The sequence below is a fragment of the Luteibacter anthropi genome (assembly GCF_011759365.1).
GTDB lineage: Bacteria > Pseudomonadota > Gammaproteobacteria > Xanthomonadales > Rhodanobacteraceae > Luteibacter > Luteibacter anthropi.
On sequence record NZ_JAARLZ010000014.1, the window covers coordinates 74,364 to 100,531 of the forward strand.

23 protein-coding genes and 1 CRISPR repeat array are annotated in these 26,168 nt (G+C 64.3%); of the genes, 17 read left to right on the forward strand and 6 right to left on the reverse strand.

Going from position 1 to position 26,168, the window contains the following annotated elements; genetic code table 11:
• Nucleotides 1-87 precede the first annotated feature (87 nt).
• A CRISPR array of direct repeats spans nt 88-1,880; the repeat unit is 31 nt; unit sequence GTCGCACCCTCGCGGGTGCGTGGATTGAAAC.
• A gap of 470 nt (nt 1,881-2,350) precedes the next feature.
• Nucleotides 2,351-2,926, forward strand: coding sequence for a hypothetical protein (locus tag HBF25_RS20105; RefSeq protein WP_166952005.1), 576 nt, complete (start codon nt 2,351-2,353; stop codon nt 2,924-2,926).
• 164 nt (nt 2,927-3,090) lie between these two features.
• On the opposite strand, the gene argS is transcribed toward HBF25_RS20105, so the two are convergent.
• The gene (gene argS, locus HBF25_RS20110; protein WP_166952008.1) at nt 3,091-4,827 is read right to left on the reverse strand and encodes an arginine--tRNA ligase; all 1,737 of its coding nucleotides are present in this window, start codon (nt 4,825-4,827) and stop codon (nt 3,091-3,093) included.
• A 219-nt stretch (nt 4,828-5,046) separates the two neighbouring features.
• On the opposite strand from argS, the gene HBF25_RS20115 reads away from it, so the two are divergent.
• From HBF25_RS20115 to HBF25_RS20135, 5 genes are all read left to right on the forward strand, one after another.
• A complete protein-coding gene (locus HBF25_RS20115; protein WP_166952011.1) occupies nt 5,047-5,616 on the forward strand; it encodes a TetR family transcriptional regulator in 570 nt (189 codons plus the stop codon).
• A gap of 56 nt (nt 5,617-5,672) precedes the next feature.
• Nucleotides 5,673-6,518 carry an SDR family NAD(P)-dependent oxidoreductase gene (locus tag HBF25_RS20120; RefSeq protein WP_166952014.1) on the forward strand — a complete coding sequence of 282 codons (846 nt, stop codon included), beginning with the start codon at nt 5,673-5,675 and terminating at the stop codon, nt 6,516-6,518.
• 39 nt (nt 6,519-6,557) lie between these two features.
• Entirely contained in the window at nt 6,558-7,415 is an 858-nt protein-coding gene (locus HBF25_RS20125) for an SDR family NAD(P)-dependent oxidoreductase (RefSeq protein WP_166952017.1), read from the forward strand.
• Nucleotides 7,416-7,549: 134 nt separating this feature from the next.
• On the forward strand, nt 7,550-8,209 hold the full coding sequence (locus HBF25_RS20130; protein ID WP_166952020.1) for a cupredoxin domain-containing protein: 660 nt from the start codon (nt 7,550-7,552) through the stop codon (nt 8,207-8,209).
• A complete protein-coding gene (locus HBF25_RS20135) occupies nt 8,206-9,258 on the forward strand; it encodes a hypothetical protein (RefSeq protein WP_166952023.1) in 1,053 nt (350 codons plus the stop codon). Before HBF25_RS20130 ends, HBF25_RS20135 begins: the two co-directional genes overlap by 4 nt.
• 6 nt (nt 9,259-9,264) lie before the next feature.
• Here the strand turns inward: HBF25_RS20135 and HBF25_RS20140 are convergent, their stop codons facing one another.
• The gene (locus HBF25_RS20140; protein ID WP_166952026.1) at nt 9,265-9,720 is read right to left on the reverse strand and encodes an Lrp/AsnC family transcriptional regulator; all 456 of its coding nucleotides are present in this window, start codon (nt 9,718-9,720) and stop codon (nt 9,265-9,267) included.
• Between the two features lie 148 nt (nt 9,721-9,868).
• Between HBF25_RS20140 and HBF25_RS20145 the strand changes: the two genes are divergently transcribed.
• Nucleotides 9,869-10,516 carry a LysE family translocator gene (locus HBF25_RS20145; protein WP_166952029.1) on the forward strand — a complete coding sequence of 216 codons (648 nt, stop codon included), beginning with the start codon at nt 9,869-9,871 and terminating at the stop codon, nt 10,514-10,516.
• Between the two features lie 264 nt (nt 10,517-10,780).
• Here HBF25_RS20145 and HBF25_RS20150 read toward each other — a convergent pair whose 3' ends face one another.
• Together HBF25_RS20150 and HBF25_RS20155 are read right to left on the reverse strand one after the other, a co-directional pair.
• On the reverse strand, nt 10,781-11,905 hold the full coding sequence (locus HBF25_RS20150; protein WP_166952032.1) for a J domain-containing protein: 1,125 nt from the start codon (nt 11,903-11,905) through the stop codon (nt 10,781-10,783).
• Nucleotides 11,906-12,015: 110 nt separating this feature from the next.
• Complete coding sequence (locus tag HBF25_RS20155; RefSeq protein ID WP_166952034.1) at nt 12,016-12,879, reverse strand: YicC/YloC family endoribonuclease; 864 nt, start codon at nt 12,877-12,879, stop codon at nt 12,016-12,018.
• A 76-nt stretch (nt 12,880-12,955) separates the two neighbouring features.
• Between HBF25_RS20155 and rph the strand changes: the two genes are divergently transcribed.
• From rph to hemW, 4 genes are read left to right on the forward strand one after another with little or no spacing between them, the layout of a single operon-like run.
• Nucleotides 12,956-13,687, forward strand: coding sequence for a ribonuclease PH (gene rph / locus HBF25_RS20160; RefSeq protein ID WP_166952037.1), 732 nt, complete (start codon nt 12,956-12,958; stop codon nt 13,685-13,687).
• Entirely contained in the window at nt 13,684-14,193 is a 510-nt protein-coding gene (locus HBF25_RS20165; protein WP_166952039.1) for a GNAT family N-acetyltransferase, read from the forward strand. Before rph ends, HBF25_RS20165 begins: the two co-directional genes overlap by 4 nt.
• Complete coding sequence (gene rdgB, locus HBF25_RS20170; protein ID WP_166952041.1) at nt 14,193-14,786, forward strand: RdgB/HAM1 family non-canonical purine NTP pyrophosphatase; 594 nt, start codon at nt 14,193-14,195, stop codon at nt 14,784-14,786. Before HBF25_RS20165 ends, rdgB begins: the two co-directional genes overlap by 1 nt.
• Nucleotides 14,783-15,958, forward strand: coding sequence for a radical SAM family heme chaperone HemW (gene hemW, locus HBF25_RS20175; protein ID WP_166952043.1), 1,176 nt, complete (start codon nt 14,783-14,785; stop codon nt 15,956-15,958). The genes rdgB and hemW overlap by 4 nt, the downstream gene beginning before the upstream one ends.
• Before the next feature lie 3 nt (nt 15,959-15,961).
• On the opposite strand, the gene glsA is transcribed toward hemW, so the two are convergent.
• Nucleotides 15,962-17,572 (reverse strand): glutaminase A, encoded by a 1,611-nt coding sequence (gene glsA, locus HBF25_RS20180; RefSeq protein ID WP_166952045.1) that lies wholly within the window; start codon nt 17,570-17,572, stop codon nt 15,962-15,964.
• Nucleotides 17,573-17,899: 327 nt separating this feature from the next.
• Between glsA and HBF25_RS20185 the strand changes: the two genes are divergently transcribed.
• From HBF25_RS20185 to pepQ, 4 genes are all read left to right on the forward strand, one after another.
• Nucleotides 17,900-20,044, forward strand: a complete 2,145-nt coding sequence (locus HBF25_RS20185) for a DUF1631 family protein (RefSeq protein WP_166952047.1) — start codon at nt 17,900-17,902, stop codon at nt 20,042-20,044.
• Nucleotides 20,041-20,388, forward strand: coding sequence for a PilZ domain-containing protein (locus HBF25_RS20190; RefSeq protein ID WP_166952049.1), 348 nt, complete (start codon nt 20,041-20,043; stop codon nt 20,386-20,388). The genes HBF25_RS20185 and HBF25_RS20190 overlap by 4 nt, the downstream gene beginning before the upstream one ends.
• Before the next feature lie 55 nt (nt 20,389-20,443).
• On the forward strand, nt 20,444-21,049 hold the full coding sequence (locus HBF25_RS20195; RefSeq protein ID WP_166952051.1) for a hypothetical protein: 606 nt from the start codon (nt 20,444-20,446) through the stop codon (nt 21,047-21,049).
• Nucleotides 21,050-21,130: 81 nt separating this feature from the next.
• Nucleotides 21,131-22,450, forward strand: a complete 1,320-nt coding sequence (gene pepQ / locus HBF25_RS20200; RefSeq protein WP_166952054.1) for a Xaa-Pro dipeptidase — start codon at nt 21,131-21,133, stop codon at nt 22,448-22,450.
• Between the two features lie 716 nt (nt 22,451-23,166).
• Here the strand turns inward: pepQ and HBF25_RS20205 are convergent.
• The gene (locus HBF25_RS20205; RefSeq protein WP_166952057.1) at nt 23,167-24,237 is read right to left on the reverse strand and encodes an acyltransferase family protein; all 1,071 of its coding nucleotides are present in this window, start codon (nt 24,235-24,237) and stop codon (nt 23,167-23,169) included.
• Between the two features lie 139 nt (nt 24,238-24,376).
• Here HBF25_RS20205 and cydP point away from each other — a divergent pair, with 139 nt between their 5' ends.
• Nucleotides 24,377-24,595 carry a cytochrome oxidase putative small subunit CydP gene (gene cydP / locus HBF25_RS20210; protein WP_166952060.1) on the forward strand — a complete coding sequence of 73 codons (219 nt, stop codon included), beginning with the start codon at nt 24,377-24,379 and terminating at the stop codon, nt 24,593-24,595.
• Nucleotides 24,595-26,163 carry a cytochrome ubiquinol oxidase subunit I gene (locus HBF25_RS20215; protein WP_250879119.1) on the forward strand — a complete coding sequence of 523 codons (1,569 nt, stop codon included), beginning with the start codon at nt 24,595-24,597 and terminating at the stop codon, nt 26,161-26,163. The genes cydP and HBF25_RS20215 overlap by 1 nt, the downstream gene beginning before the upstream one ends.
• The last annotated feature ends 5 nt before the right edge of the window (nt 26,164-26,168 follow it).

Consider the following 26,168-nt stretch of genomic DNA (forward strand, 5'->3'; position numbering starts at 1 on the left):
ATGGATCGGCTTCCCGGTAGTTCAAAGACCAGGTTCGCGGAATTGATGGTATTTGGCCTTTGGAATTCGGCGTTTATGATGAGGGGAGTCGCACCCTCGCGGGTGCGTGGATTGAAACATGGCTGCAAGGGTGAGTTCGGCTGCGTCCATCGTGTCGCACCCTCGCGGGTGCGTGGATTGAAACAAGGCAGTCGCCATGAATCGCGCGGCCATGCGGGTCGCACCCTCGCGGGTGCGTGGATTGAAACACGGATCCGCACGCGCGGCAGCGGAACGCCAGAGGTCGCACCCTCGCGGGTGCGTGGATTGAAACTTTGACCGTCGATAACTCAATTCAACTATCAATGGTCGCACCCTCGCGGGTGCGTGGATTGAAACTATGGCGGGTACCATGACCTGCTGAAATCGGTTTAGGTCGCACCCTCGCGGGTGCGTGGATTGAAACGTGTCGGTGGTGACGGGTGTCTGGTTTGCCCGCGTCGCACCCTCGCGGGTGCGTGGATTGAAACCGGTGAACGATGAGGCTGACGAGCTCCCCAAGCGTGTCGCACCCTCGCGGGTGCGTGGATTGAAACCCATGGCGGATACGTACTATTTTCGAGTCCGTACGTCGCACCCTCGCGGGTGCGTGGATTGAAACGAGGCGTTCCGCGCAGTATTGACCACTGGCCTGGTCGCACCCTCGCGGGTGCGTGGATTGAAACTCGTTGGCCAGCTTCGCGAAGGCCGCGACGCTCTCGTCGCACCCTCGCGGGTGCGTGGATTGAAACGATCATGTTCGGCTCCTAAAGCCAGCTGGGCGGCGTCGCACCCTCGCGGGTGCGTGGATTGAAACGTGGTGGCCTATGAGTTGCGCTTGCAGCTTCCGGAGTCGCACCCTCGCGGGTGCGTGGATTGAAACTATTCGGCGATACAGCGACAACGCGCCATCCGTAGTCGCACCCTCGCGGGTGCGTGGATTGAAACTTCAACGACATCACGGGCGCGGTGCTGGTCTTGTCGTCGCACCCTCGCGGGTGCGTGGATTGAAACGATCAGGTTCGCAGCAAGAAGGGCCGTTGTAGCCTGTCGCACCCTCGCGGGTGCGTGGATTGAAACAGCCGCATATCGTCGATCGTCACCACAAGCCGCGGTCGCACCCTCGCGGGTGCGTGGATTGAAACTGGTCAACCTCCTCATCCTTGCCGACGACCTTCGTCGCACCCTCGCGGGTGCGTGGATTGAAACACGGCCACTTGGCGGCTGTTTGCGATCTGCTTGAGTCGCACCCTCGCGGGTGCGTGGATTGAAACGGGACGACCAGGGGCATCATGGAACTGGCCGAAACGTCGCACCCTCGCGGGTGCGTGGATTGAAACCATCTCCACCCCTCGAATATCAACTACCAATAGCCGGTCGCACCCTCGCGGGTGCGTGGATTGAAACTTGTTCTCAAGGTAGATGAACATACCGACCATGTCGTCGCACCCTCGCGGGTGCGTGGATCGAAACGCCCTGCGCTCCAGCGACCCGCGACAGGCTGGGGTCGCACCCTCGCGGGTGCGTGGATTGAAACACGCCGACTTGCTCTCGACCTCGATCCGCACACCGTCACACCCTCGCGGGTGCGTGGATTGAAACGGCTGGGTGCGAAAGGTAAGTGGTCTCCGCCGCTTGTCGCACCCTAGCGGGTGCGTGGATTGAAACCACCCCCGATGTAGTGAGCGGGGATGTGGTGGGGCGCACCCTCGCGGGTGCGTGGATTGAAACTCATACCCACCGCCTGACCCTCGGGGTCCGGGGAGTCGCACCCTCGCGGGTGCGTGGATTGAAACCTGACCCGCTATCGCACCTACGCCACCCGTCACATGTCGCACCCTCGCGGGTGCGTGAATCGAAACCGGATCACCGCATCGCTGAAGAAATCACATCTTCGTGGCTGCGTTGTCTGAAACAGCTTGATGCCAATGCCATCCATATAAGCTTCAAGTCTCATAACCATATGTATGAAGTCACAGCCGGATACCTCTCTACCATCCGTCCACTATTCCATTGCATAAGTAATCTATGCGCCTTACGTACGACACAACCGGTCGCGCGCAAGGCGCGCTCCTACAGAGTTAGCGGGACATTAGCCAGAGCAAGGTTGCGCCCAGCGTCGAGCCCAGCAGGCCTGTGCTGGAGAGGTCCAGCATGTCAGCGGGCCTGGGTCCCTGCCTTCGCAGGGACGACGTGGTGGTCTGCAACGATGCGTCTTGTCGCAATGACTAAATGAACGAGTACTATCACAACAGCGGCCATTGATGATCACGGAAAGTGCCGCACGTGCTGCACTACCCTTTGCAAAGCCAACCTATCCGGACATCACCACATGATCGATGCAAAGTGGCGAACGGCCACGCTTTCATTCCTCACATTTATCGCGGCATCCCCGGACATCGGCATGGCGCCGCCCGTCGAGGATATCGGCACCATCATCCAGGCGACACGAAACACGTCGTTTTTTCAGAAGGCTGTTGCTACGGCAGGCGGCTGGGACGCGTTCCGAGGCCTGCGCGACGTCACCATGATGGTGCCTGACGACTCGGCCTGCCCCTTGGATGATATGGCCGCCGGCCACCCGCCTTTTCGTACTGCCGACGAGGCCAGGTCATTCGTTGAAAGGCACACTTTCAAGGGCCAGATCAACCTGCAGAGCCTCGACAGGAACACGAGCCTTGGCGTGCGTGATGGCGAACGGATCATTGCCCACTGGGTCGCCCCCGACGGCAAGGTGACTACCATCGGCGAGAGCCAGTCCACAGCGATTTCCTCACTGGCCGGCGCGTCGTATACGCTGAAGATTACAGATCAGCATGCCTACATCGGGCGCGCCATGCTTGTCGGATCGTCAGGCGCCGTTGGCCTGGGTGGCAGCGTCTTCATTGTTCGCGCGTGCGAACCCTGAGAGTCGGTATATGCGCGATACCGGTGACAGGATGTACGTGTGCCACGACGCCATGGCTGCCCGCATACGATAAGCCTGTCGCGGCCAATCGTGAGAAGCTCGCGCACACCGACCGGATCCCCAGGAATCTCCCACCGAGGGTTTGCGCTAGTGCCAAACCCGGGTTACATGCGTTCGGGAACGCGGATGCCCAACAGATCCAGTGCTTTCCCCAGGACATGGCGTGTCAGCGCCACCAGTGACAGGCGTGATGCGCGCACCTCGGCGGAGCTGGCGGCCAGCACGGGGCACTCCGCGTAAAAGCGGCTGAATGCCTGGGCAAGATCATAGGCGTAGTCCGCCAGGTCGTTCGGTGCGTACCGGCGTGCAGCGGATTGCACGGCTTCAGGGAAGCGCGAGCACAACAGCACGAGCGTACGTTCAGCGGCTTCGGCGATATCCATGGTGCCCATCGCTGCCGACTCCGCATCGGCCCTGGCCAGGATCGAAGTCACGCGCACGCATGCGTATTGCATATACGGCCCTGTACGACCTTCAGTGGCCACCATGCGCTCGGCGTCAAAGACGTAGCCCGAGGTGCGATAGGTGGAAAGGTCAGCGAACTTCACCGCCGCCACGCCTACGGCGTGTGCCAGCTCGGCACGGTCAACACGCTCATCCAGGCGACCGGCCGCGCGCTCGATGGCTTCATCAAGCAATTCGTGAAGTTTCGCCACGCCGCCTTCGCGCGTCTTGTATGGCTTGCCGTCCTTGCCGTTGACGGTGCCGAATCCGACATGCACCAGTTCGATGCCATCGGCATATCCGGCCTGCCGTGCACCACGGAATACCTGCTGGAAATGCAGTGCCTGGCGCTGATCCACCACGTAGACGATACGCTGCGGATGCAGGCGGTCGCGACGTTCAAGAATGGTGGCAAGGTCGGTGGTGGCATACAGCGCGGCACCATCGGACTTTTCCAGCAGCAACGGCGGCATCGGCGAGTCGTCGCTTTCTTCCGCCACTTCGACGATCAGCGCGCCTTCGCTGCGCTTCGCCACACCGCGCGTCGCAAGGTCTTCCACCATGCCCGGAATCAACGGCTGCACGAGGCTTTCGCCATTGAGTTCGTCGAAGTGGGCATCCAACGTGTGGAAGTCCGTCGTCTGCGCATCGAGCGATACGCGCCGGATGGTTTCCCACAGGCGCATATCGTCGGCGTTGCCAGCTTGCAGGCGCGCGGTGGCTGCGCGGGCTTCCGTCATGCGCCCTTCGTCAGCCTTGCACTCGGCGGCCACGCGCGGATAGATCGCCTGGAGATCGTTCATGGAGAACGGCGGATTCGCCGTCCACTCACCGTCGCTGGTCAGTTCAGGCCACAGGCGCGACAGCTCGGAAATGAGCATGCCCATCTGCAAACCCCAGTCGCCCAGATGCACGTCGCCGATCACGCGATGGCCCTGCGCCAGCAGGATGCGGCGCAGGCTTTCGCCGAGCACGAGCGAGCGCAGGTGACCCACGTGCAGCGGCTTGGCGACATTGGGGCCGCCGAAGTCGATGACGATGGTTTCCGGCGTTTCACCGGCGATGCCCGCCTGCGGATCGGCCAGTTGCCGCGTGGCCTGTGCGGTCAGTAGCGCGGGCGACAGGCGCATGTTGATGAAACCTGGGCCGGCGATATCTACGCTGGTGAATTCCGCATGCTCGCGCAGCAGGGTCGCCACAGCCTCGGCAATCTCACGGGGCGGCCGCTTTGCCGCGCCGGCCAGCGCCATCGCGGCATTGCATTGCAGGTCGGCCAGGTCCGGTCGCTGTGCCGGCACCGCACGCACCCCCCGGCCTTCCAGGCCTGCGGCCTCGAACGCGGCGACGAGCAGGCGCTCGACATGGGTGGCAAGGGTGTCGCTGGACCGGATCTGCATGGGTTCTCCCTGGTTAATGGAACGACCGTGGTGACGGCGGCCCGGGGATCATAGGGAAACCCCGTAACATCTTGAAGCACGACGCGCGCAATGCGCGCCGACATACCGTCTTCCATCGCCGTTTTCCCGACATGTGAACACCCCTGCGAAACAGGGACTGGAATTCTGCCGACACCCGCCCCATAATTGAGCGAACACTCAGCTATATCAGGTTTGTCCGTGGCCCGCCCTCTTAGTCCCGAAAAACGCAAAGCCCTGCTGCTGTCCGCGGTGAATGCCGTGGCGGAGCTTGGCGTGCTCGCCAGCACGGCCAGCATCGCGCGGGGTGCCGGCGTGGCCGAGGGCACCCTGTTTACCTATTTCGAGACCAAGGAAGTGCTGCTCCAGGAGCTCTACCTGCATATCAAGCAGGGGCTCGCGGATGTGGTGATGCCGGATTACCCCCATAAGGCGGATTACCGCGATCGCGTGCAGCACGTGTTCCAGCGCTATGTGGACTGGGGCCTGTCGCACCGGGCGGAACGCTCGGCCCTGGGCCGGCTTTCGGCCTCCGGCCTCATCCTGGAAGACACCCGGATCAGGGGCATGGAGTCCATGCAGACCATCGCCACGATGATGGAACAGGCCATGGAAGACGGCGCCTTCATCGATGCCCCGATGGGCCTGCTTTCCTCGGTGATCGAGGACATCGCCGGGCGCACCATCGAATACGTCGAACGCTTTCCCAAGGACACGGCACGTCACCGCCAGCTCGGTTTCCGCATGACCTGGGAGGCCATCAAGGCCTGACTTTTTTTGTTTATTTAATTGCGTGCGTACTCACGCATCATAGCGAGGACAGGCAGATGTCGAAGCAGAAGTGGTTCATTACGGGTGCCTCCAGCGGTCTGGGGCTGGCATTGACGAAGAAGGTGCTGGAACAGGGCCACGACGTGATCGCCGCCGTGCGCCGTGTCGAGGCCATGGATGCATTGACGAAGGTTTACCCGCAAGCGCTGGTGGTGGAGTCGCTGGACGTGACCGATCCGGCCGCCATCCGCAACGTCGCCGCGCGGCATGCCGACGTCGATGTCGTGATGAACAACGCGGGCGGCGCGGTGATCGGCGCGATGGAAGAAATGAGCGAGGACGATATCCAGCAGCAGATCGCGCTCAACCTGCTGGCACCCATCCATGTCACGCGTGCTTTCCTGCCTGCCCTGCGCGAGCGCAGAGACGGCACGCTGATCTATGTGAGCAGCATGGGCGGTCGCGCGGCCTTCCCCAGCGGTTCGCTCTATCACGCCGCGAAATACGGCCTGGAGGGCTTCGCCGAGTCGCTGAGCCAGGAAGTGGCCGGCTTCGGCATCCGCACCGTCATTATCGAACCGGGCTCCATCAAGACCGATTTCATCGCCAATATCCGCTGGACCGCGCAGCACGACGCGTACAAGGACAGTGTCGTCGGCAAGCTACGCGAGCAGATCCGCGAAATCGCTGACGAGCAGATCTCCGGCGACCCGGTAAAGATGGCCGACGCGATCTACACCGTCAGCCAACAGCCGGAACCGCCGCTACGCACGGCCCTGGGCAGCGATGCGTACGCCGTGCTGGAAGCCGGCTATGGCAAGAGCCTGGATGCCCTGCGCGCGCAGAAGGATCTGGCGCTTTCCGTGGGCATCGAAGGCAAGAGCGGCTTCAACCCTACGTAAGCCCCCCGTATCCCTCCCCTTTCCCAAGGCAGAACGATCATGTCAAAGACCTGGCTTATCACCGGCGCGGCCCGCGGGCTTGGCCGCTCCATCGTCGAAGCCGCATTGCAGGACGGCGGCAAGGTACTGGCAACGGCGCGCGATACGCGTAGCCTCGCCGATCTTCAGGCGCGTCATGGCAAAGCACTCGCCACCTTCGCGCTGGATGTCACCCACGAAACGCAGGCACGCGATGCCGTCGCCGAAGCGGTGAAACGCTTCGGCCAGCTGGATGTGCTGGTCAACAACGCTGGCTACGGCCATATCCAGCCGTTCGAGCACGTGCCTTCCGATGCGTTCCGCGCACAGATCGAAACCAATCTGTTCGGCGTGGTGAACCTCACCCGTGCCGCCATCCCGGCGATGCGTGCCAGCGGAGGCGGGCATATCTTCCAGGTGTCGTCGGCCGGTGGCCGCATCAGCACGCCAGGGCTGTCGGCCTACCAGGCGGCCAAGTGGGCGGTGGGTGGTTTCAGCGATGTGGTGGGCAAGGAGGTGGCGCCGTTCGGCATCCACGTCTGCACGCTGGAACCCGGTGGCATGCGTACCGACTGGGGCCACGAAGCGCGTACCACGCTCGAACACCTGCCGGAAGGCTACGAGGCCTCGCTTGGCGAGTTCAAGGCGTTGATCGATGCGTATGCGGGGCATGAGGTGGGTGATCCCGAGCGCATCGCGAAGCTCATCGTCGCGCTCGCCTCGCGCACGTCGATTCCGTCGCGACTGGTGCTGGGCTCGGATGCATGGCACGTGATCGAAACGAAAGAGAGCCAGCGCCACGCGACAATGCAGCGTTGGAAGCCGGTCACGCTATCCACCGACTTCGACGCCGCACCTGCAGTGTGGCCCACCGAGTAACCCCGGCCCCATCTCCGGGCAGCAAGGTTCCGCTGCCCGGAGGTCGGGCTTGATTCCATCAAGACCGGCGCTTTCGCGCCGGATAGATTGCGCCCGGACTGTTTCCATCATCATGACGTGATACCGGGGGTCGCATGTTCGTTCGGCGGATGGCCCAGGCACTGGCCTGGGGCGTGGTGAGCATGGCGACCCAGGCAGCGACGCATGCCGATGGCGGCGATATCGCCGGCCATGTAGAGCTGGCGGCCAACCCCGGCCAGACCCTCGCCACGGGCGAAGTGACGGACACGGTGGTGTACTTCGTGCCAGCGGCCGGTGCGCCGCGCCTGCATCCGGGCGCCTATACGGTGAACTCGGTCGACATGGATTTCCGCCCGGGCGCCATGGTGGTGCCGGCTGGCAGCAAGATCAGATTCGCCAATCTCGACCAGGTGCTGCACAACGTTTATTCGTCTACGCCCGGCTCCGTGTTCGACTACCAGTTCCAGAAGGTGGGCGATGTGGTGGAGCGTCGTTTCACCACGCCGGGCCCGGTACTTGTGAGCTGCAACGTGCATCACTTCATGGAATTCGACCTGCTGGTGCTGCCCACGCCTTACGCAAGCTCCGTGGGCGCCGATGGAAGCTTCACCCTGCGGCATGTGCCTTCCGGTCCGGGCACGCTCTATTTCTGGAATCCGCGCACCCAGATCAGGACACAGGCTGTCACCGCGCATGGGCAGAACGTTACGCAGCGACTGGTTGCGATCAAGCCGCGTGTCACTACCGAACTGCATCTGGGAGCCGGATCGTGAAGCTTGCGACGAAAGCCCTTTGCAAGGGCGTGGTGCTCGTGGTGGCCGGCGTGGCCATCGCCATGGCAGGTGTGTTGCTGAATGCACAGCATGCCGCTCGCGAGCGCGCCCAGGCGAACCTGCGCATGTCGATCGAAGTGGTGCATGACTTCGCGGACCAGTCGTGGGAGCTGTTGCGCCTGCGCGGTCAGGTGCTGGCAGGCGATCCGGCCTTTGTCGATTACGTCACCCAGTCGCTGGTGCCCGACGCGAAGCTCGGAGGCGTGGTGGACAAGCTTTCCATCAGCCGGCTGCTCAACGAGCGCCGCCAGGGCGACGACATTCTCATGCTGCTCGATGCCGAGGGCATGGAAGTTACGGGCATCGGCGTGATCGGCAAGACGCCGGAGGTGATCCAGCACGATCCGCTGGTGATCGCAGCCATCAGTGAAGGCAAGACCGCGCAGGGCATCTGGCTCGATAACGGCGCCATGGCCTGGGTGGTGATCCATCCCTTGATGCGTGGTCGCACGCCGCAGGGCTACCTGGTGACGGCATCGCGTGCCACCGATGCTTCATTCGCGAAGCTTGCGCGGCTGGTGCATGGTGATGTTGCACTCCTGACGTCCCTCGCTCCGCATTCGCTTTATTCGGGCGGGCTCGATGCGCGTTACGTTGATCTTCTCGGTGCGCACCAGCGCGATGTGCTCGCGGTAAAGACCCCGACAGGCCAGGCACTCGCGCTGGACAACGAAGCGACCGCTATCGATACGTGGATCACGCCGTTCGACACGGCGCAGGGGCATGCCGCGTGGGTGGTGCTCAATTCACGCACCGGCTTCCTGCACAGCCTCGATACGGAAACGCTCCATCTTGTGCTGGGCATCGCATTCTTCGGCCTGTTCGCCCTGGCGTGCGTCATCGTGCAGTGGGCCAGCACATGGCGCCCCCTGGGCCAGCTTGCCGACGCCTACGACAGCGGTCGCGGCACGATCGGACGCGTGAAAGGCAACGCCTTGCTGCGCGATGTGCGCGACCGCCTTGAACTGGCGAGCCGCACCCGCCGCTGAGGTGGTTCAACCGAGCGGCAAGGGACGCGGCGGCACCACCTCCTTCATGACCAGGGTGGAGGTCAGGCGTAACACGCCCGGCAACCCTGAAAGGCGCCGGTCGTAAAGACGCTGGAACGCGGCAAGATCCTCGGTCGCGACATGCAGCAGGTAATCCGGCTCGCCGAACAGGCGCTGCGCATGCACCACCTCGCGCACATCGGACAGCGCTTCCTCGAACGCATGCACCGTGCGCTCCACGGTTTCCTTCAGCGTCACGAACAGCACCGCATAGAAACGCAGGCCTACGGCGTTCGGGTCGAGATCGGCGTGGTAGCCGCGGATGACACCGGCGTCTTCCAGCGCGCGCAAGCGCCGGTGGCAGGGCGACAGGCTGAGCCCCACCCGCTCGGCCAGCTCGGTGACCGTGAGGCGTCCGTCGGCCTGGAGCTCAGAAAGAATCTTCTTGTCGAATTTATCCATGGGGAAGAATCTTCCAAAGAGATCATTCAGAAGCGCCAATAATAGGCGAATGTCACCGACACGAGGGACATAAGCTATGGGCCAGTCGCCGGGATGCACGCCCCGGCATGTCTCCATTCCCGGCGTCCCCGCGCCACTGGCAGCCCCCATGACCGCAACCGCACTCCTGGCCTTCTGGGCCGTGGCGATCCTCCTGATCCTCACCCCCGGCGCCGACTGGGCCTATGCCATCGCTGCCGGCATTCGCGGGCGCGGCATCCTCACCTCGGTCACCGGACTGATCCTGGGCCATCTCACCATGGTGACGGTGGTGGCCATCGGCGCAGGGGCCATGCTCAACGCCCACCCCTCGGCCATGTCGGCACTGACCTATGCCGGCGCGGTCTACCTCATGGTGCTCGGCGTGCGGATCAGCCGGAATCCCCCCGTACCCACTGCCGAGGATGGCGAACAAGCCGCTTCGGCCAGACGCTGGCTCGTCGGCGGCTGGGGCGTAAGTGCGCTCAATCCCAAGGTCTTCCTGCTGTTCCTCGCCCTGCTTCCGCAGTTCGTGCTGGCCGACAGTCCGCTATCACCCGGTATGCAGATGATGCTGCTGGGCATCGTCGAGGTGGCGACGTGCATGGTGGTGTACCTGGCGGTGGGCTACGGCGCGAAGGCGATCCTGGGGTCGCGGCCAGCGGCAGCACGCTGGGTGGGCAGGGTGTCGGGAGTGCTGATGGTGGTGGTGGGTGTGTTGCTGGTGGTGCACCAGGCTCGGCACCTGGCTTGGCTTCTCACCTCAACGAGAGGATAAGGTGCAATAAAGCAGCCCTTATCTTACTTAAGGGTCATTATGCCAAGATGGTCGTCGAGGCAGGCCGAATCATCGATGCTTTTTGCCAGGCGAAACGTGTAATCAAGCACGTGTTCGTCAGGCTTCCTTCCTGGCACTCGTCCAAACTCAGGAGCCAAGCCAGTAAACAGGATGTCCGGCAAGGTTGGAACGAGTTCGTCTACTTGAGCCGCTCGGACCTTGCTGAATTCCGTCCATGCTCCTTCTACTGCCCTTGATCTTCGCTCAAAACTGCATGTCGTAGTCGGCCTGTGCGGCCATTTCGCGCTTGATGACCTTGAGCCAGGACTTCAGTTTTCTGGGATCATCAAACACACGCAAGTCTTCTTCGAAAACGCGCACGCCGTTGCGCAGCTGGTTGATGTTCGTGTTCAACGCGTACTTGACGTTCCTTGGCGAAACGGGATGCCCTGGCCTCATACCGCTCCGTATCGCGTACTCGATCTTAATCTCGGACAGCTCCTGATCGAGGCCACGCAACTGCTCTTTCAGAATCTTGTTCCAGCGGTTGAGCCTCTCCTCGCTTACGCTTTCCAGTGCGGACCGATCGATGTGTTCCAGCTCCAGCTGTAACTCGAGCAGGTCGAGGAGGCTCTTGTTGGCGTAAGCATGGTTGACCCGTTGCATCAGGACGGCCTTGCGCTCCCGCTCGACGGGGTCGGGCTCGCGATCGGGATGAAGCAAGCTGGCCAGCTTGCGGTAGACCTCCCGGATCGACAGGTGCACCTCTGCCTCCTCGGCGCGTGCCCGCTCATCGGCTGCTGCCTGCTTGGGTGACTGCTTGCGCTTCGCGTGGTGCGCTGCTTTCGCCTCATGACGGGCGCGTTCACGCTCCCCGTCCTGGTCCAGCTGCTCCTTAAAGTGGAGACGCATGTCGTCGATAGAAGCGAAGTTGACGTCATCCGGGATATCGACGCGGAGTACATCCTGTAGCGCATCGCGCATCATCTTGATCGCAGCCGCCTCTTCCTCGGCACTTGCCGCGTTGTAGCGCTGGAAGATTTCCTTGATAGCGGGGTCGTCGACGACGGCGAGTAAATCGCCGGCGACATGGGTGATCAGTTCCTCGACTATCTGTCGCTCTGCATTCGTCAGGCCTTTGGTACCGTGCGCCTGATCCAGGCGCTTCACCATCTGAATCCGCAACGTGTTGAAGCTGCCCCGCAACGGCAGCAGTTCGTCGTTGAACTTACGCCGGAAGTCGGCGCCGAAGGCTTCCCAGTCGGCCAGCGTCGCGCGGCGCTTCTCGATCTTCTCGATCAACCTGTTGAAAGCCTGTTGGCCCTTTGACGGCGTATGCGCGAGTTCGTGTCTCGCGATACCTAAAGGGCTAACGATATTCTTCGTCATGAAACAGATCTCTTGGGCGTAGAGGCATGGAGAGAGCGACTGTCAGCTTAAATAGCGCGAACCGGCCCGTCCTTCGGTCATTTACGGACCGCCCGAGACTCTGAGATACATCACTCGATATTCTGCACCTGCTCACGCATCTGCTCGATCAACACCTTCAGCTCCACCGCCGCATTCGTCGTACGGGAGTCCACCGACTTCGAACCGAGCGTATTCGCCTCGCGGTTGAATTCCTGCATGAGGAAGTCGAGGCGGCGGCCGATGGGCTCTTTCAGCGCCAGCACGCGGCGGGCTTCGGAGATGTGGGTGGCGAGGCGGTCGAGTTCTTCGTCCACGTCGATGCGGGTGACCTGGAGCACCAGTTCCTGCTCAAGGCGGCCCGGTTCCACCGGCTGGCGGATGTCGGCCAGGCGGGTTTCGAGGCGGGCGCGCAGGGCGGCGCGGATTTCAGGGAGCCAGCCGCGCACGTCGGAGACGATCTTCTCGATGCCGTCGAGACGTTCGCGGAGGATTTCTCCGAGCTTGCTGCCTTCGCGACCACGGGTGTCGGCCAGGGCATCCAGCGCGCGGTCGAGCACGTCGATGAGTGCGGCCTGGAGGGCGTCGGCATCCGATTCGGGCTGCTGGAGCACGCCGGGGAAGCGCAGCAGTTCGGTGAATTCGATGGACATGCGCGGGAAGCGCTGTTCCAGGTCGAGGGCCAGTTCGGACAGGCGCGAGAGCATCGTGCCGTTGATGCGCAGGGCATCGCCGGAGCCGGCTTCGCCGCGCAGGCGGACGGTCACGTCTACCTTGCCGCGCGACAGGCGGGTGGCGATGCGCTCGCGCAGGGCACTTTCGAAACTACGCAGATCGTCCGGCAGGCGCGGGCTGATCTCCAGGTAGCGATGGTTCACCGTGCGGAGTTCACAGGTCAGCGTGCCGGACGGGCCCGCGCTTTCGGCGGACGCGTAGGCGGTCATGCTACGGATCATGGGGAGGTCGCTCGCGCGGTGACTGGGGGCGCAATGGTAAACTGACCCACCGCCCGCGCCCAAATCAGGCCCACCCATGTCCTTTTCCCGTCCGAGCGGCCGCGCCGCCGACCAGCTGCGCACCGTCAGCATCGAACGCCACTTCACCCGCCATGCCGAAGGCTCCGTGCTCGTGAGCTATGGCGACACCCGCGTGCTCTGCACAGCCTCCATCGAAGAGCGCGTGCCGCCGTGGCTGCGCGGCAAGGGCGAGGGCTGGGTCACGGCCGAATACGGCATGCTGCCCCGGGCCACCAGCGACCGCACCCAGCGCGAAGCCGCCCGTGGCGGCCAGGGTGGCCGCACCATGGAGATCCAGCGTCTCATCGGCCGCTCGCTGCGCGCTTGCGTCGATCGTGCCGCCCTGGGCGAGCGCGTGATCACGCTCGACTGCGACGTGCTCCAGGCCGATGGCGGCACCCGCACCGCCGCCATCACCGGTGCCTATGTGGCGCTGGTGGATGCCATCGCCACCCTCACCCGTCGCAACGCCATCAAGCGCAACCCCATCCTGGGCGCCGTGGCCGCCGTTTCCGTGGGCATCTACGAGGGCGTGCCGGTGCTGGACCTCGACTATGCCGAGGATTCCAACTGCGATACCGACATGAATGTCGTCATGAACGACGGTGGCGGCCTCATCGAGGTGCAGGGCACCGCCGAAGGGCATGCCTTCCGTCGTGAAGAAATGAACGCCATGCTCGACCTGGCCGCCAAGGGCGTCGACGAGTTGGTGGCCGCGCAGCGCGCCGCGCTGGAGTCCACGCCATGACTGACGTGCGCCCGGCCACCGCCGCCGACCTCGATGCCATCGTGGCCCTGCACCACGCCGCCTTCGGCCGCCCGGCCGAGGGCGATCTCGTGCGCCGCCTGGTGGATGCCGGCAAGGCCAGCATCTCGCTGGTGGCCGTGGATGACGACGACACCGTGCTGGGTCACGTGCTGTTCTCGCCGGTCACGGTGGAGAACGGTGACGACGGCAAGGCCCTCGGCCTCGCCCCGGTCGCCGTGCATCCGGATCACCAGCGCCAGGGCATCGGCCGCGAGCTGATCGAGGAAGGCATCGGCGCCTGCTTCGTGGCCGATGCGCGCGCGATCTTCGTGCTGGGCTCGCCTGCCTATTACGCGGGTTTCGGCTTCGGCAAGGCCTCGGCGCACGATCTGCACGATGCCTTCGAAGGCGGCAACGCCTTCCAGGTGCTGCCGCTCACCATCGACGGCCTGGCGGGTTACGCCGGTCGCGTGGAATACGCCAGCGAATTCACCGGGGGCCTGTGATGCGCATCGTTCTCGCGTCGAGCAATGCGGGCAAGGTGGTCGAGCTGGAGCAGCTCCTGGCCGGCAGCGGCGTCGAACTGCTGCCGCAGAGCACCTTCGGTGTCAGCGATGCCGATGAAACCGGGCTCACCTTCGTCGAGAACGCACTCATCAAGGCACGCCACGCCTCCCGTGCCACCGGCCTGCCCGCCCTGGCCGACGACTCGGGCATCTGCGTGGACGCGCTCAACGGCGCACCGGGCCTGTATGCCGCGCGCTATTCCGGCGTACACGGCGACAGCCCCGCCAACAATGCCAGGCTGCTGCGCGAACTTGACGGCGTGCCGATGGAAAAGCGTAGCGCCTACTTCATCGCCGTGCTGGTACTGCTGCGTCATGCGGACGATCCGGCACCGCTGATCGCCGAAGGCCGCTGGCATGGCCGCATCCTCGAAGCCCCGCGCGGCGAGGGTGGTTTCGGGTACGACCCGCTGTTCCTGCCTGACGGCTCCGACCTGGGCGCCGCCGAGATCGAACCCGCCCTGAAAAACCGCATGAGCCACCGCGGACAGGCCCTGGCCGTGCTCAAGGCACGCTTCGCCGAGCTGGCATGAGCCTTATCCTGCCGCCGCTGTCGTTGTATGTGCACATGCCATGGTGCGTGCGCAAATGCCCGTACTGCGACTTCAACTCGCACGGCGTGCGTGGCACGCCCGAGTACGAACGCTACGTCGATGTGCTGCTGGCCGACATGGATGCCGACCTGCGCGACTTCGGCGATGCCATCGGTGGCCGCAAGATCGAAACGGTGTTCTTCGGCGGCGGCACGCCCAGCCTGTTCATGCCGGAGCTGATTGCGCGCTTCCTCGATGGTGCACGCGAACGCCTGCCGTTCGCGCATGGCGCGGAAATCACGCTGGAAACCAATCCCGGCACCGTGGAACACGGCCGTTTCGATGGTTACCTTGCTGCAGGCGTGAACCGCATCTCGTTCGGAGTGCAGAGCTTCGACAACGACAAGCTGCATCGCCTGGGCCGCATCCACTCGGCCAACGAAGCCGCCGATGCCGTGCGCCACGCGCAGGACGCCGGCATCGAGAACATCAATATCGACTTGATGTATGCATTGCCGCAGCAGGATCTGGCCGATGCCCTGAACGACGTCGATCGTGCGGTAGCGCTTTCGCCCACGCATATCTCGCATTACCAGCTCACGCTGGAGCCGAACACGGCCTTTGCTGCCAACCCGCCGCCGCTGCCGGACGACGACGCGGCATGGGGTATCCAGGAAGCCTGCCAGGATCGCCTGGCGGACGCCGGGTATGCCCAGTACGAGGTATCGGCCTACGCGCGCGACGGACGCCGTTGCGCACACAATCTCAATTACTGGCGCTTCGGCGACTACCTGGGCATCGGCGCCGGTGCCCACGGCAAGATCAGCGACGCCAACACGGTGCGCCGCCGCTGGAAGACCCGCCTGCCCGCCGCCTACCTTGCCGCCTCGGGCGAGGCGAAGCGCATCGGTGGCGACTCCATCGTGGAAGCGGCTGACCTGCCCTTCGAATACATGCTCAATGCGCTGCGCCTGATCGACGGCGTGCCGATGGCGGATTTCACGGAGCGCACGGGGCTGAACCACTCGATCATCGAGCCGGTCCTCACGCAGTGCCTGCGCAAGGGCTGGATCGAAGACGATGCAACGTTGTTGCGTACCACTACGCTCGGTCAGCGCTTTCTTAACGACGTGATCGAGGCGTTCATGGAGATCGCGCCGACCGGCGAATGATGGTCAGGCGCTGAGACGCGTCTTGCGACCGCCGCTGGCGAATGCCTCGAACAGGGCGACGATGGCGTGGTGTTCCCCGCGCTCGGCGTCCTGCACGGCGGAGTTGCCCCAGCGATCCACCCGGTCGAACTGGCCGCCGTTCTGCAGGATGTAGCGCACCGATTCCAGCTTGCCTTCCGACGCAGCGATGTGCAGTGCCGTACGGCCGTCGTAGTCAGCGCCGTTGAGATTCACGCCGCTGGCGACCAGGCGTTGCATTTCCTTGATGTCGCCGTGCATGGCGGCCCAGCACAGGTCCACGTGGCGGGCATTGTCGAGCGAAACGTTGCGCCGGGTCGGGTCGATGCGCTCGCTGCCGTCATGGCCGGTGACGATGTCGAAGTTGTGGAACGAGTACATCGAGGTGAGGCCCTTGCAGAACTCGATGCCGCGTACGCTGTTGCCGTTCTCGTCCAGCGGCGGCGACCACACGCAGAAGCCCAGCTTCTCGGGCACCACCACCATGATGCCGCCACCTACGCCCGACTTCGCCGGAACGCCGATGAGGAAGGCGAATTCACCCGAGAAGTCGTACATGCCGCAAGAGTGCATCAACGACAGGCAGTGCTTCACCGTGCCCGACGAGAACACGCGTTCGTTGGTAAGCGGGTTGACGCCGCCATTGGCGAGCGTGGCGGCGACCACGGCCATGGAATCGCAGTTCATCTCGATGGAACAGCACTGGAAGTAGAAATCCAGCGTCGCGGCCACGTTGGTCTCCTTGGAGAACGCGCCGTTCTCGCGAAGGAAATAGGCCAGCGCAAAATTGCGATCGGCCGAATCCCGCTCGGAGAGGAACACGGTGTTGTTGAACGATACCGCACCGTTGGCCGCCAGCTTCTTCCAGGTATCGAAGACATGCGAGAAACGCGCAGAAGCCGAATCCCCGGGCCGGATGAGCGAACAGCTCACGATGGCACCGGCGTTGATCATCGGGTTATGCGGACGACGGCGGGGATCGAGCGTGATGGCGTTGAATGAGTGGCCGCTGGGCTCGCGTCCGATGCGCTCATGCAGGCGCTCGTTGCCGGCTTCTTCCAGGGCGATGCAGTAGCTGATCGTCTTGGAAATGGACTGGATGCTGAACATCTCCTGCGCGTCACCGTAATGCGCGCGCTGGCCATCCACGCTGCACATGCTGAGGCCGTAGCGATCAGCCGGTACGCGCGCCAGTTCCGGAATGTACGCCGCCACCTTGCCGCCATTATTGGAGCGGCGTTCGTTGAAGATCTTTCCCACCGAACGGGCGAAATCGCTCCACGCGGGAACCACCATGGAATCTTCCGCGATGCGCATGAACAGGCTGGGGTTCATGGCAAACACCACGGCGAACTCGGTCACCGACAGGCTGGTTTCGTTGCGCTGGCGTGCCTTGTCCAGGTAATCGTAGATACCTGCCGCGCGCGGATCGTCGGCGAGAATGCCGGAACGGCGGAAATGTTCGCGCAGTTGCTCGGGAGAAAGACTGGTTTCACCCGGCTCCATCAACAGGTTGTAGAGGCGCGCCTCGTCGGGCACGAGCTGGACCACCGAGGGCCGGTCGTCGGCCGGAGCGGGGGAGTGTCGCTTTGACATGGGGCATGCTCGATAGAAGGAAGTGATGGCATCCCGGCCAGCGCGCAGCCATCTCCACCGCCGACTGCGAGCGCAACGTAACATTGGATATGCGCATCCATCTTGGACACAAACCCTGACTGAGCTGCCGTAAACGCGCGTCCGTTCATGTTTGTGATGACGAGCGTCACACATCGCCAAAGAACGATAGTCCGGTCCATAACCGTTTTCGTATGGACGTCCATATGCATATTCGCGCCATTGGCCGAATGTGCGCCATCCGCCATCCGGCGCAACGCGTACGCTGCCTCCAGACCCGGACCCGGTCCGGGGGAGGAACTGTCATCGATGAGCCCTGGCACATCGCCTCCGGACGAACGGACGGTCTCACCCACCGTGCCTGCCTCCCCGCGCGTGGAGCGCGAAGTACAGCAGGGTCTTTCGCTGTGCCTTGCGTGGCTGGATGCCCCATTGCGCGAAGCCCTGCGTGATACCGACCGCCGGCTCTTCGCCATTGCCGATGCCAGCCGCAACCATCTGGACCAGCAGCATTGCTTCGAAAGCCGGGCCATCCTGGAGCGCGAAGGGCCGGCCTTCCGCAATCGCTTTGCCGCCGGGGTGGCGGAACGCTTCCGGCGCCTCGGGGCGCATTCCGGCGTCCATCCCTCGCATGACGATCACCCCTCACTGAGCCTGCTCGACGCCAGTGAGCAGGAGCAGGCTGCCACCTTGTCCAGCATGGCCTCGCGGGCCGAGTCGCGCAGCGCCGGCAGCCTGTTCGAGCTCGGCTATCGCATGGCGGTGCTGGCCGGCGCGGCACCCCTGGAGGGAGCCGCACTGCCTTTCGGCCCCCGCGCACTCGTGGCCGCGCTGGAGGACGCCGCGAGAGCGCTGACGTTGCCGGCCGCGCACCGGATCATCCTGTACCAGGCCATCGACGCCCAGGTGCTGGCCCACAGTGAAACCTTCTACGAGGCCTTGAACGGGCACTACCTCTCCCACGGCATTCTTCCCGGCTTCCGGATCTACCCCACCGTTCGCGTGGTACAGCCGCCTGCCCTGCGGGCCACGGGGGAAGCCTCATCGGATACCCACCGGGCACATGACGCCACCAGCGTGCTCGAAGGGCTGCGCACGCTGCTCGCCGATCATGTGGAACACGACCACGGCACCCGCATACGTGCCCGGCTTGCGACGAGCGCCGAATGGCAGGCGGCGTTGCATGCTCTTCAAGGCAAGGCCATGCAGGGCAGCCAGGTCGAGCGTCGCGACATCCTCGATGCCCGCAGCCTGCACGATGAACTGCTGGCGGCGATCGACCGTACGCGCCCGGCCGGCGCCCCGCCCGCCAGCCTCACCGAGCTACAGGACGACACGGTCACCCTCGTCGCCCTGCTGTTCGACAACCTCGCCCGGGAGCTGCCCCGGCAAGGTCCTGCCCTGGCCGTGCTGGGCAGCCTGCAATGGTCCGTGCTGCGCTCCGCCATGGACGACCGGCGCTTTTTCGACGACCCGACCCATCCGGCACGCCAGTTGCTCGACACCGTGAGCCGGGCGGCCCAGCCATGGCTCGACCCGGCGGAAGGCGAAGCGGACGAGGCACTGAGTGCAAGGCTGGAGCGCCTGGTGACCGATGCGGGACAGGCGCAGACCATCGATCCTGCCTGGCGCGAGGACATCGAACAGCATCTGGCCCAGCTCACCCGCAAGGCGCATGTCGCCGAGCGGCGACAGATCGAAGCCATGGAAGGCCGCGACCGCCTGGAACGCGCGCGCCAGCACGCCACCGAGCTGATGGCCGAACGCATGACCGAACGGAACGAACCCCGCGGCGTGCTGCGCATCCTGCTGGAACGGACCTGGACGGATGTCCTTGCGCTTCACCTGCTGCGCGGTGGCGAAACAGGCGAATCCTTCCTGCACTGCCTCGGTATCACCGAGCAGTTGCTCGCAAAGCAGGGCGACCCGCAACGCCTTCGCCACGATATCGAACGCGGGCTGGAACACCTGGGCATGTCCACCTCGGAAGCCGCACAGGTGGTGGCCGGCGTTTTCGATGCGCCGGGCCAGGAAACGCCCTCGCAGATGGATATCGCCATGCGCCTGAAGCAGAGGCCGCGCCTCGGTGAAGGCACGGCACATGGCGAACCGTTGCCGCCCGTGCAACCGGTTCCGCTCGATCCGGCCTCCCAGGCCATCTACGAGGGCTTTGCTCGCACGCGTTTCGGAACGTGGTTCGAGTTCCGCAGGCCGGACGGCCGCCCCGTGCGGCGCAAGCTGGCCTGGTTTTCCCCGCCCACGGCCCGCTGCCTGCTCGTGGATTCGCGTGGCGTGCGCGTGGACGACATGGACCTTACCCGCCTTGCCACGCAGATAGCGCGCGGTGATGCCCGCGAATGGAACGAACATCGCACACCGCCGGTTGATCGCGCATGGCGTGCCGTGGCCCGCCACCTGCGCCGCGACGGCGCACACTCGGCGGGCCATGCATGACACACGATGCCGAACAGCGCCGTTCGCCGCGCAAGCGCGTGACCAGTCCCATCACCGTCACCGATGCGATGACGGGCGTGGAACTGGGGCAGTTGTGCGACCTGTCGGTGGGTGGGCTCATGCTGCTGGGCGTGGGCGATACGGCTCCGGGCGCGGTGCGCCAGGTGCGTTTTTCATTGCCTGCCCTGCGCGAAAGGGAGCGGACGCTCGAAGTGGGTATCCACGAACTGTGGCGCGAACAGGCGTCCTCGGCGACCCAGTGCTGGTCGGGACATCGCATCGTCGCCATCGTGGATGCGCATCTGCACCTCATCGAGGAATGGATCGGACCGCAGGCGGACTGAACGAATGACGTGACACGTGCTTTACGTAGACCGGCGCGCGCCTCACCATCCACCCATGAGCGATGCCACCACCATCCTGGTCGATTCACGACTCCAGCGCGACGACGCCGCAGCCGCCGCCACCGACCTGTACCTGCGTCTGGTCGGCAAGGGCGTGATCTCGCCACATCTGTTCGGCGCCGGTGAGCCGCGTTTCCGCACCATCGACGAGGACCTGCGCGAGCAAGGCATTCTCGCCATCGGCCTGCACGCCGCCGGGAATCGCTGGGTCGAGGGCGAGGAAGGCGCATATCTCGTCGAAGGCGGGCCGGAAAACGGGATCTTCTGTCGTTACGACGCCGGATTCCGGATCCGCTGCCCCGATTGCCGCGCCGTGCTGGCCCCGGGCGAGGAAGGCAGCGATGCCCTGGAAGAAGCCCTGGCCGTGTGGTGCGATGCGCCGGACTCGGCCTATGTCGCCTGCCCCGCCTGCGCCAGTTGGACGCCGCTGGCCGACTGGCGCTCGCCCGATCACGACTTCGCCGTGGGGCATTTCGCCATCACCCTCTTCGGCGCCCACCTGCGCAGCCTGGCCGGTCACAGCGACCACAGTGCCACGGCGCTGCGCCAGAGCCTGGGTGACCTCGCGGGTGACTTCGTGCTGGTGTTTGCCCGCGCCTGATCCGGCGCGCGGGGTTGGCGTGGCGGCGGCATGAGCGCACCATTGGCGTTTCCCCCGCCCCACTTCTCCCGGAGAACACCGATGAACGACGCGCTGGCAGCGCTTTATCCCCAGCACCTTGCCACCCTGCGCGAGCGCACGGACACGGCGCTGGCCCGGGGTGGTTTCGACCACCTGGTGATACCCGCCGGCCAGCCGATCACGAAGTTCCTCGATGACCAGGACTACCCGTTCGTGGTCAACCCGCATTTCAAGCACTGGCTGCCGCTGGTGGATGCCCCGGGCAGCTGGCTGGTGTACACCCCCGGGCACAAGCCCAAGCTGGTGTTCCTGCAGCCGCGCGACTACTGGCACGTGGTGCCCGAAGCGCCTACCGGCTACTGGGTGGAGCACTTCGATATCGTGATCGTGCGCAAGCCCGTCGATGCCCTGGCCGAACTGCCGGCCATGCAGTCGCGCTGCGCGATCATCGGCGACACGATGCTGGATTCGGTGGTGCCGAACAATCCATCGGTAGTGGTCGATCACCTGCACTACCACCGCTCGTTCAAGACGCCGTACGAGCTGGAGCTGATGCGCGAGGCCAGCCGCCGCGGCACGCGTGGGCATCGTGCGGCCGAGCAGGCTTTCCGTGATGGTCAGAGCGAGATCGGCATCCACCAGGCCTATCTGGCGGCCGTGGGCCAGATCGACGCCGAGCTGCCTTACTCCAGCATCGTCTGCCTCAACGAGCATGGCGCCGTGCTGCATTACACGCACTTCGATCGCAGCGCCCCGGCGGAAAACCGCTCGTTCCTCATCGACGCCGGTGCCAGCGCCTCGGGTTATGCCAGCGATATCACGCGTACCTATGCGGGCAAGGGTGCGGGTGAGTTCCAGGAGCTGATCGATGCCATGGACGCCGCCGAGCGTTCGTTCGTGGCGAAGGTGCGTGCGGGGCAGAGCTATCCCGAGCTGCACGTGCATGCGCATCACGTGATCGCGGGTGTGCTGCGCGAGCACGGGTTCATTCGCATGAGTGCGGAGAGTGCCGTGGAATCGGGCGTGTCGTCAGCCTTCTTCCCGCACGGCCTGGGTCATGGCATCGGTTTGCAGGTGCACGATGTGGCCGGCTTCCAGGCCTCGGAAACCGGCGGCACCATCGCCCGACCGGATGGTCATCCCTATCTCCGCCTCACCCGCCAGCTCGAACCGGGCATGGTGGTGACGATCGAACCGGGCCTGTACTTCATCGACATGCTGCTGGCCGAACTGAAGGACAAGCCGGTGGCTGCGGATATCGACTGGGCCAGGGTGGATCGCTTCCGCAAGTACGGCGGCATCCGCATCGAGGACGATGTGGTGTGCACCACGGGCGAGCCGGAAAACCTGACGCGGGATGCGTTCGCGCTGTTGAAGTAAGCGTCGCGCACATAGGGACGACGGCTGGCAAGTTGGGAAAACGCCCCCGAAGCCGTCGTTCCAGCGAAAGCTGGAACCTAGCGCGGTGCAGACGGTTGTCGCGATAACACCCCCTACGCCAGAGCCGATGCAGCGCCCTCGCCTTACTGGCAAACCGGAGCGCTGGGTTCCTGTTTTCACAGGAACGACGGGTAGAAGGTAACGACAACCCCGCCCGAAGCCGTCGTTCCAGCGAAAGCTGGAACCCAGTGCGATGCAGCCGGTTGTCGCGCTAACACCCCCTACGCCAGAGCCGATGCAGCGCCCTCGTCTTACTGGCAAACCGGGGCGCTGGGTTCCTGTTTTCACAGGAACGACGGGTAGGAAGGTAACGCAACCCCGCCCGAAGCCGTCGTTCCAGCGAAAGCTGGAACCCAGCGCGATGCAGCCGGTTGTCGCGATAACACCCCCTACGCCAGAGCCGATGCAGCGCCCTCGCCGTGCTGGCAAACCGGGGCGCTGGGTTCCTGTTTTCACAGGAACGACGGGTAGGGAAGGTAACGCAACCCCGCCCGAAGCCGTCGTTCCAGCGGAAGCTGGAACCCGGCGCGGTGCAGACGGTTGTCGCGATAACACCCCCTACGCCAGAGCCGATGCAACGTCCTCGCCGTGCTGGCAAACCGGGGCGCTGGGTTCCTGTATTCACAGGAACGACGGGTGGGGAGGGGGCGGTCGCTTTACACCTTCAGGTAGATACGACGGTGGTCCATCCAGCGGACCACCAGCCACCACACGGCGACAAACGCCACGCCCCAGGCGGCCGAGGGGACATACGGCCCGAAGAGCGGCGTCATCCATGACGCGAAGGCCCAGTGGTACAACGGCTCGGTGATGCCCAGGGCGATCAGGATGTAGACCATCAGCCCGGACCCCGCATACGCCGCAATGGCATTCACGCCGAATGCCCGGCCCGGCAGTCGCCAGCCGCGACGGTCCACCAGCATGTGGGCTGCCGCCAGCAACAGGAACGACCAGCCCCCGGCCCACAGGGCATAGCTCGGCGTCCACAGGTTCTTGTTGAGCGGCCACACCCCCTGCGCCAGCCAGCCTGCGGCCAGCAACACCACGCCAGCGATCACCAGCCGGCGGACCTCGCCCCGCACCAGCCACGCGCCCGCCCGCATTCCCAGCAGGGTGCTGGCCAGCGCCGGCAGGGTGGCCAGTAACCCCTCGGGGTCATGCCCTCGGCCGGTCGCCGGGTCGGTCATATAGACAAAGGGCCCGAACACGGCCGTATCCACCCGGCTGGGCAGGTTGGTCCATGGCTCCATGCCGCCGATCAACAGCAACGCCCCATAGCCGGCCAGCAACCCCAGCGCCAGCAGGTCGCGGGTCCATGCCCCCACATGGATCGCCAGTAGCGATGCGGCAGCGAAACACAGGCCGATCCGTTGCAAGACCCCGGGCAGGCGCAGGTGTGCATCCGGTATGGCCAGCCACGCAACCACGTTCAACAGCAGCCCCAATCCGGCAATGCGCAGCGCGCGGCGTATCGCCGCATGCCGAATCGGTGCCTTCGGTGCGCCCGCTTCGACACGCGGCACGATGGCGAGCGAGACCGACACGCCCACGATAAAAAGGAACAGGGGAAAAACCAGATCGGTGGGAGTGAAGCCATTCCACCCGGCATGCTCCAGGGGCCACCAGACATGGCCCCAGTCTCCTGGATCGTTCACCAGCAACATGGCGGCGACGGTGATACCGCGTAGTACATCGACTGAGGCGTAACGCACTTTACTCTGGGTCATCGAAGCGTATGCTGTGGCGACAGGGGAAAACGCAAGGATACGCGGTCAGCCCGTTGCGACAATCGGCCATGGCTCGCGTCGGAACCGCCAGGCTTACGATGCCAGGCGAATATTCAAGGGAATTGCTGGAGTCGTACACATGGTTGACGACATTCCGACCAAACGCCGCCGATGGCGCGACAAACCACTAAAGAAGCTCGTTTTCGAGCTTTCGGTGATCGTCGTCGCCAAACTCGCGGTGCTCATGCTCATCTGGTACGTGGCCATACGCCCGCTGCCCCGGGCCGATGTTTCGCCCGCCGGCGTCAGCCGCGCACTCGCACCCGCTTCTGCCTCTACCCAGGGAACCCAGCCATGATTGTCGACCCCGATGTCGTCGGCTTATCGCGCCTGCAATTCGCGCTGACCGCGCTTTATCACTTCCTTTTCGTGCCACTGACGCTGGGCCTGGCCTTCATGCTTGCCATCATGGAAAGTGTGTACGTCATGACCCGGCGCGAGGTATGGAAGCGCATGACCCAGTTCTGGGGCGTGCTCTTCGGCATCAACTTCGCCATGGGTGTCGCCACCGGCGTCACCATGGAATTCCAGTTCGGCACGAACTGGGCCTACTACTCCCACTACGTCGGCGACATCTTCGGTGCCCCGCTGGCTATCGAAGGCATGATGGCCTTCTTCCTCGAAGGCACCCTCGTCGGCCTGTTCTTCTTCGGCTGGGATCGCCTCTCGCCGCTGAAGCACATGCTGGTGACCTGGTTCCTCGCCCTGGCCACCAGCCTGTCGGCGCTGTGGATCCTCATCGCCAACGCATGGATGCAGAACCCGGTGGGCGCAGCCTTCAACGCCGAGACGATGCGCATGGAGGTCACCTCGTTCAAGGAGGTGATCTTCAACCCGGTCGCCCAGTCGAAGTTCGTGCATACCGTAAGCGCGGGCTACACCATGGGTGCGATGTTCGTGCTGTCGATCAGTGCGTGGTACCTGCTGCGCGGGCGCAACATCGACTTCGCCAAGCGCTCCATCACGGTCGCGGCCAGCTTCGGCCTCGCCGCCTCGTTGTCCGTGGTGGTACTGGGCGACGAGTCGGGCTACACCGTCTCGGAAAACCAGAAGATGAAGATGGCCGCCATCGAGGCCATGTGGGAAACCGAACCGGCACCGGCGGCGTTCACGCTGTTCGGCCTGCCCGACGTGAAGAACCACCAGACCCACGCGGCCGTGAAGATTCCCTGGGTGATGGGCCTGATGGGCACGCGCTCCATCGACGAGCCGATCCTGGGCATCGCCGACCTCGTGGACGATGCCAAGGTGCGCATCGCCGACGGCATCAAGGCCTACGATGCGATGCTGATCCTGCGCGAGAACAAGAACGATGCGCAGGCCAAGGCCATCCTCGCCGCGCACGACAAGGACATGGGCTACGCGCTGCTGCTGAAGCGTTTCATGGATGATCCGCGCAAGGCTTCGCCGGACGACATCCAGAAGGCGGCCGACAGCACCATTCCCAACGTGCCGGTGCTGTTCTGGTCGTTCCGCATCATGGTCGCCTGCGGTTTCTGGTTCATCTTCCTGTTCGGCTACGCGTTCTGGCGCGCCAGCAAGCGCCGCCTTGAAGGCCGCCGCTTCCTGCGCGTGGCACTGTGGAGCCTGCCGTTGCCATGGGTAGCGGCGGAGCTGGGTTGGATCGTGGCCGAGTACGGTCGCCAGCCGTGGGCCATCGAGGGCGTGCTGCCCACCGCATTGGGCGCCTCGTCGCTCACCAGCGGACAGGTATGGATCTCGCTCGGCGGCTTCGTGCTGTTCTACACCGCGCTTGCCGTGATCGACGGCTACCTCATGGTGAAGTTTGCCCGCAAGGGACCGGACGGCCTCGGCATGTGGCCGAAGAAGCCGGATGCCATTCCCACCACGGCGCAGACGGCGTAAAGGAG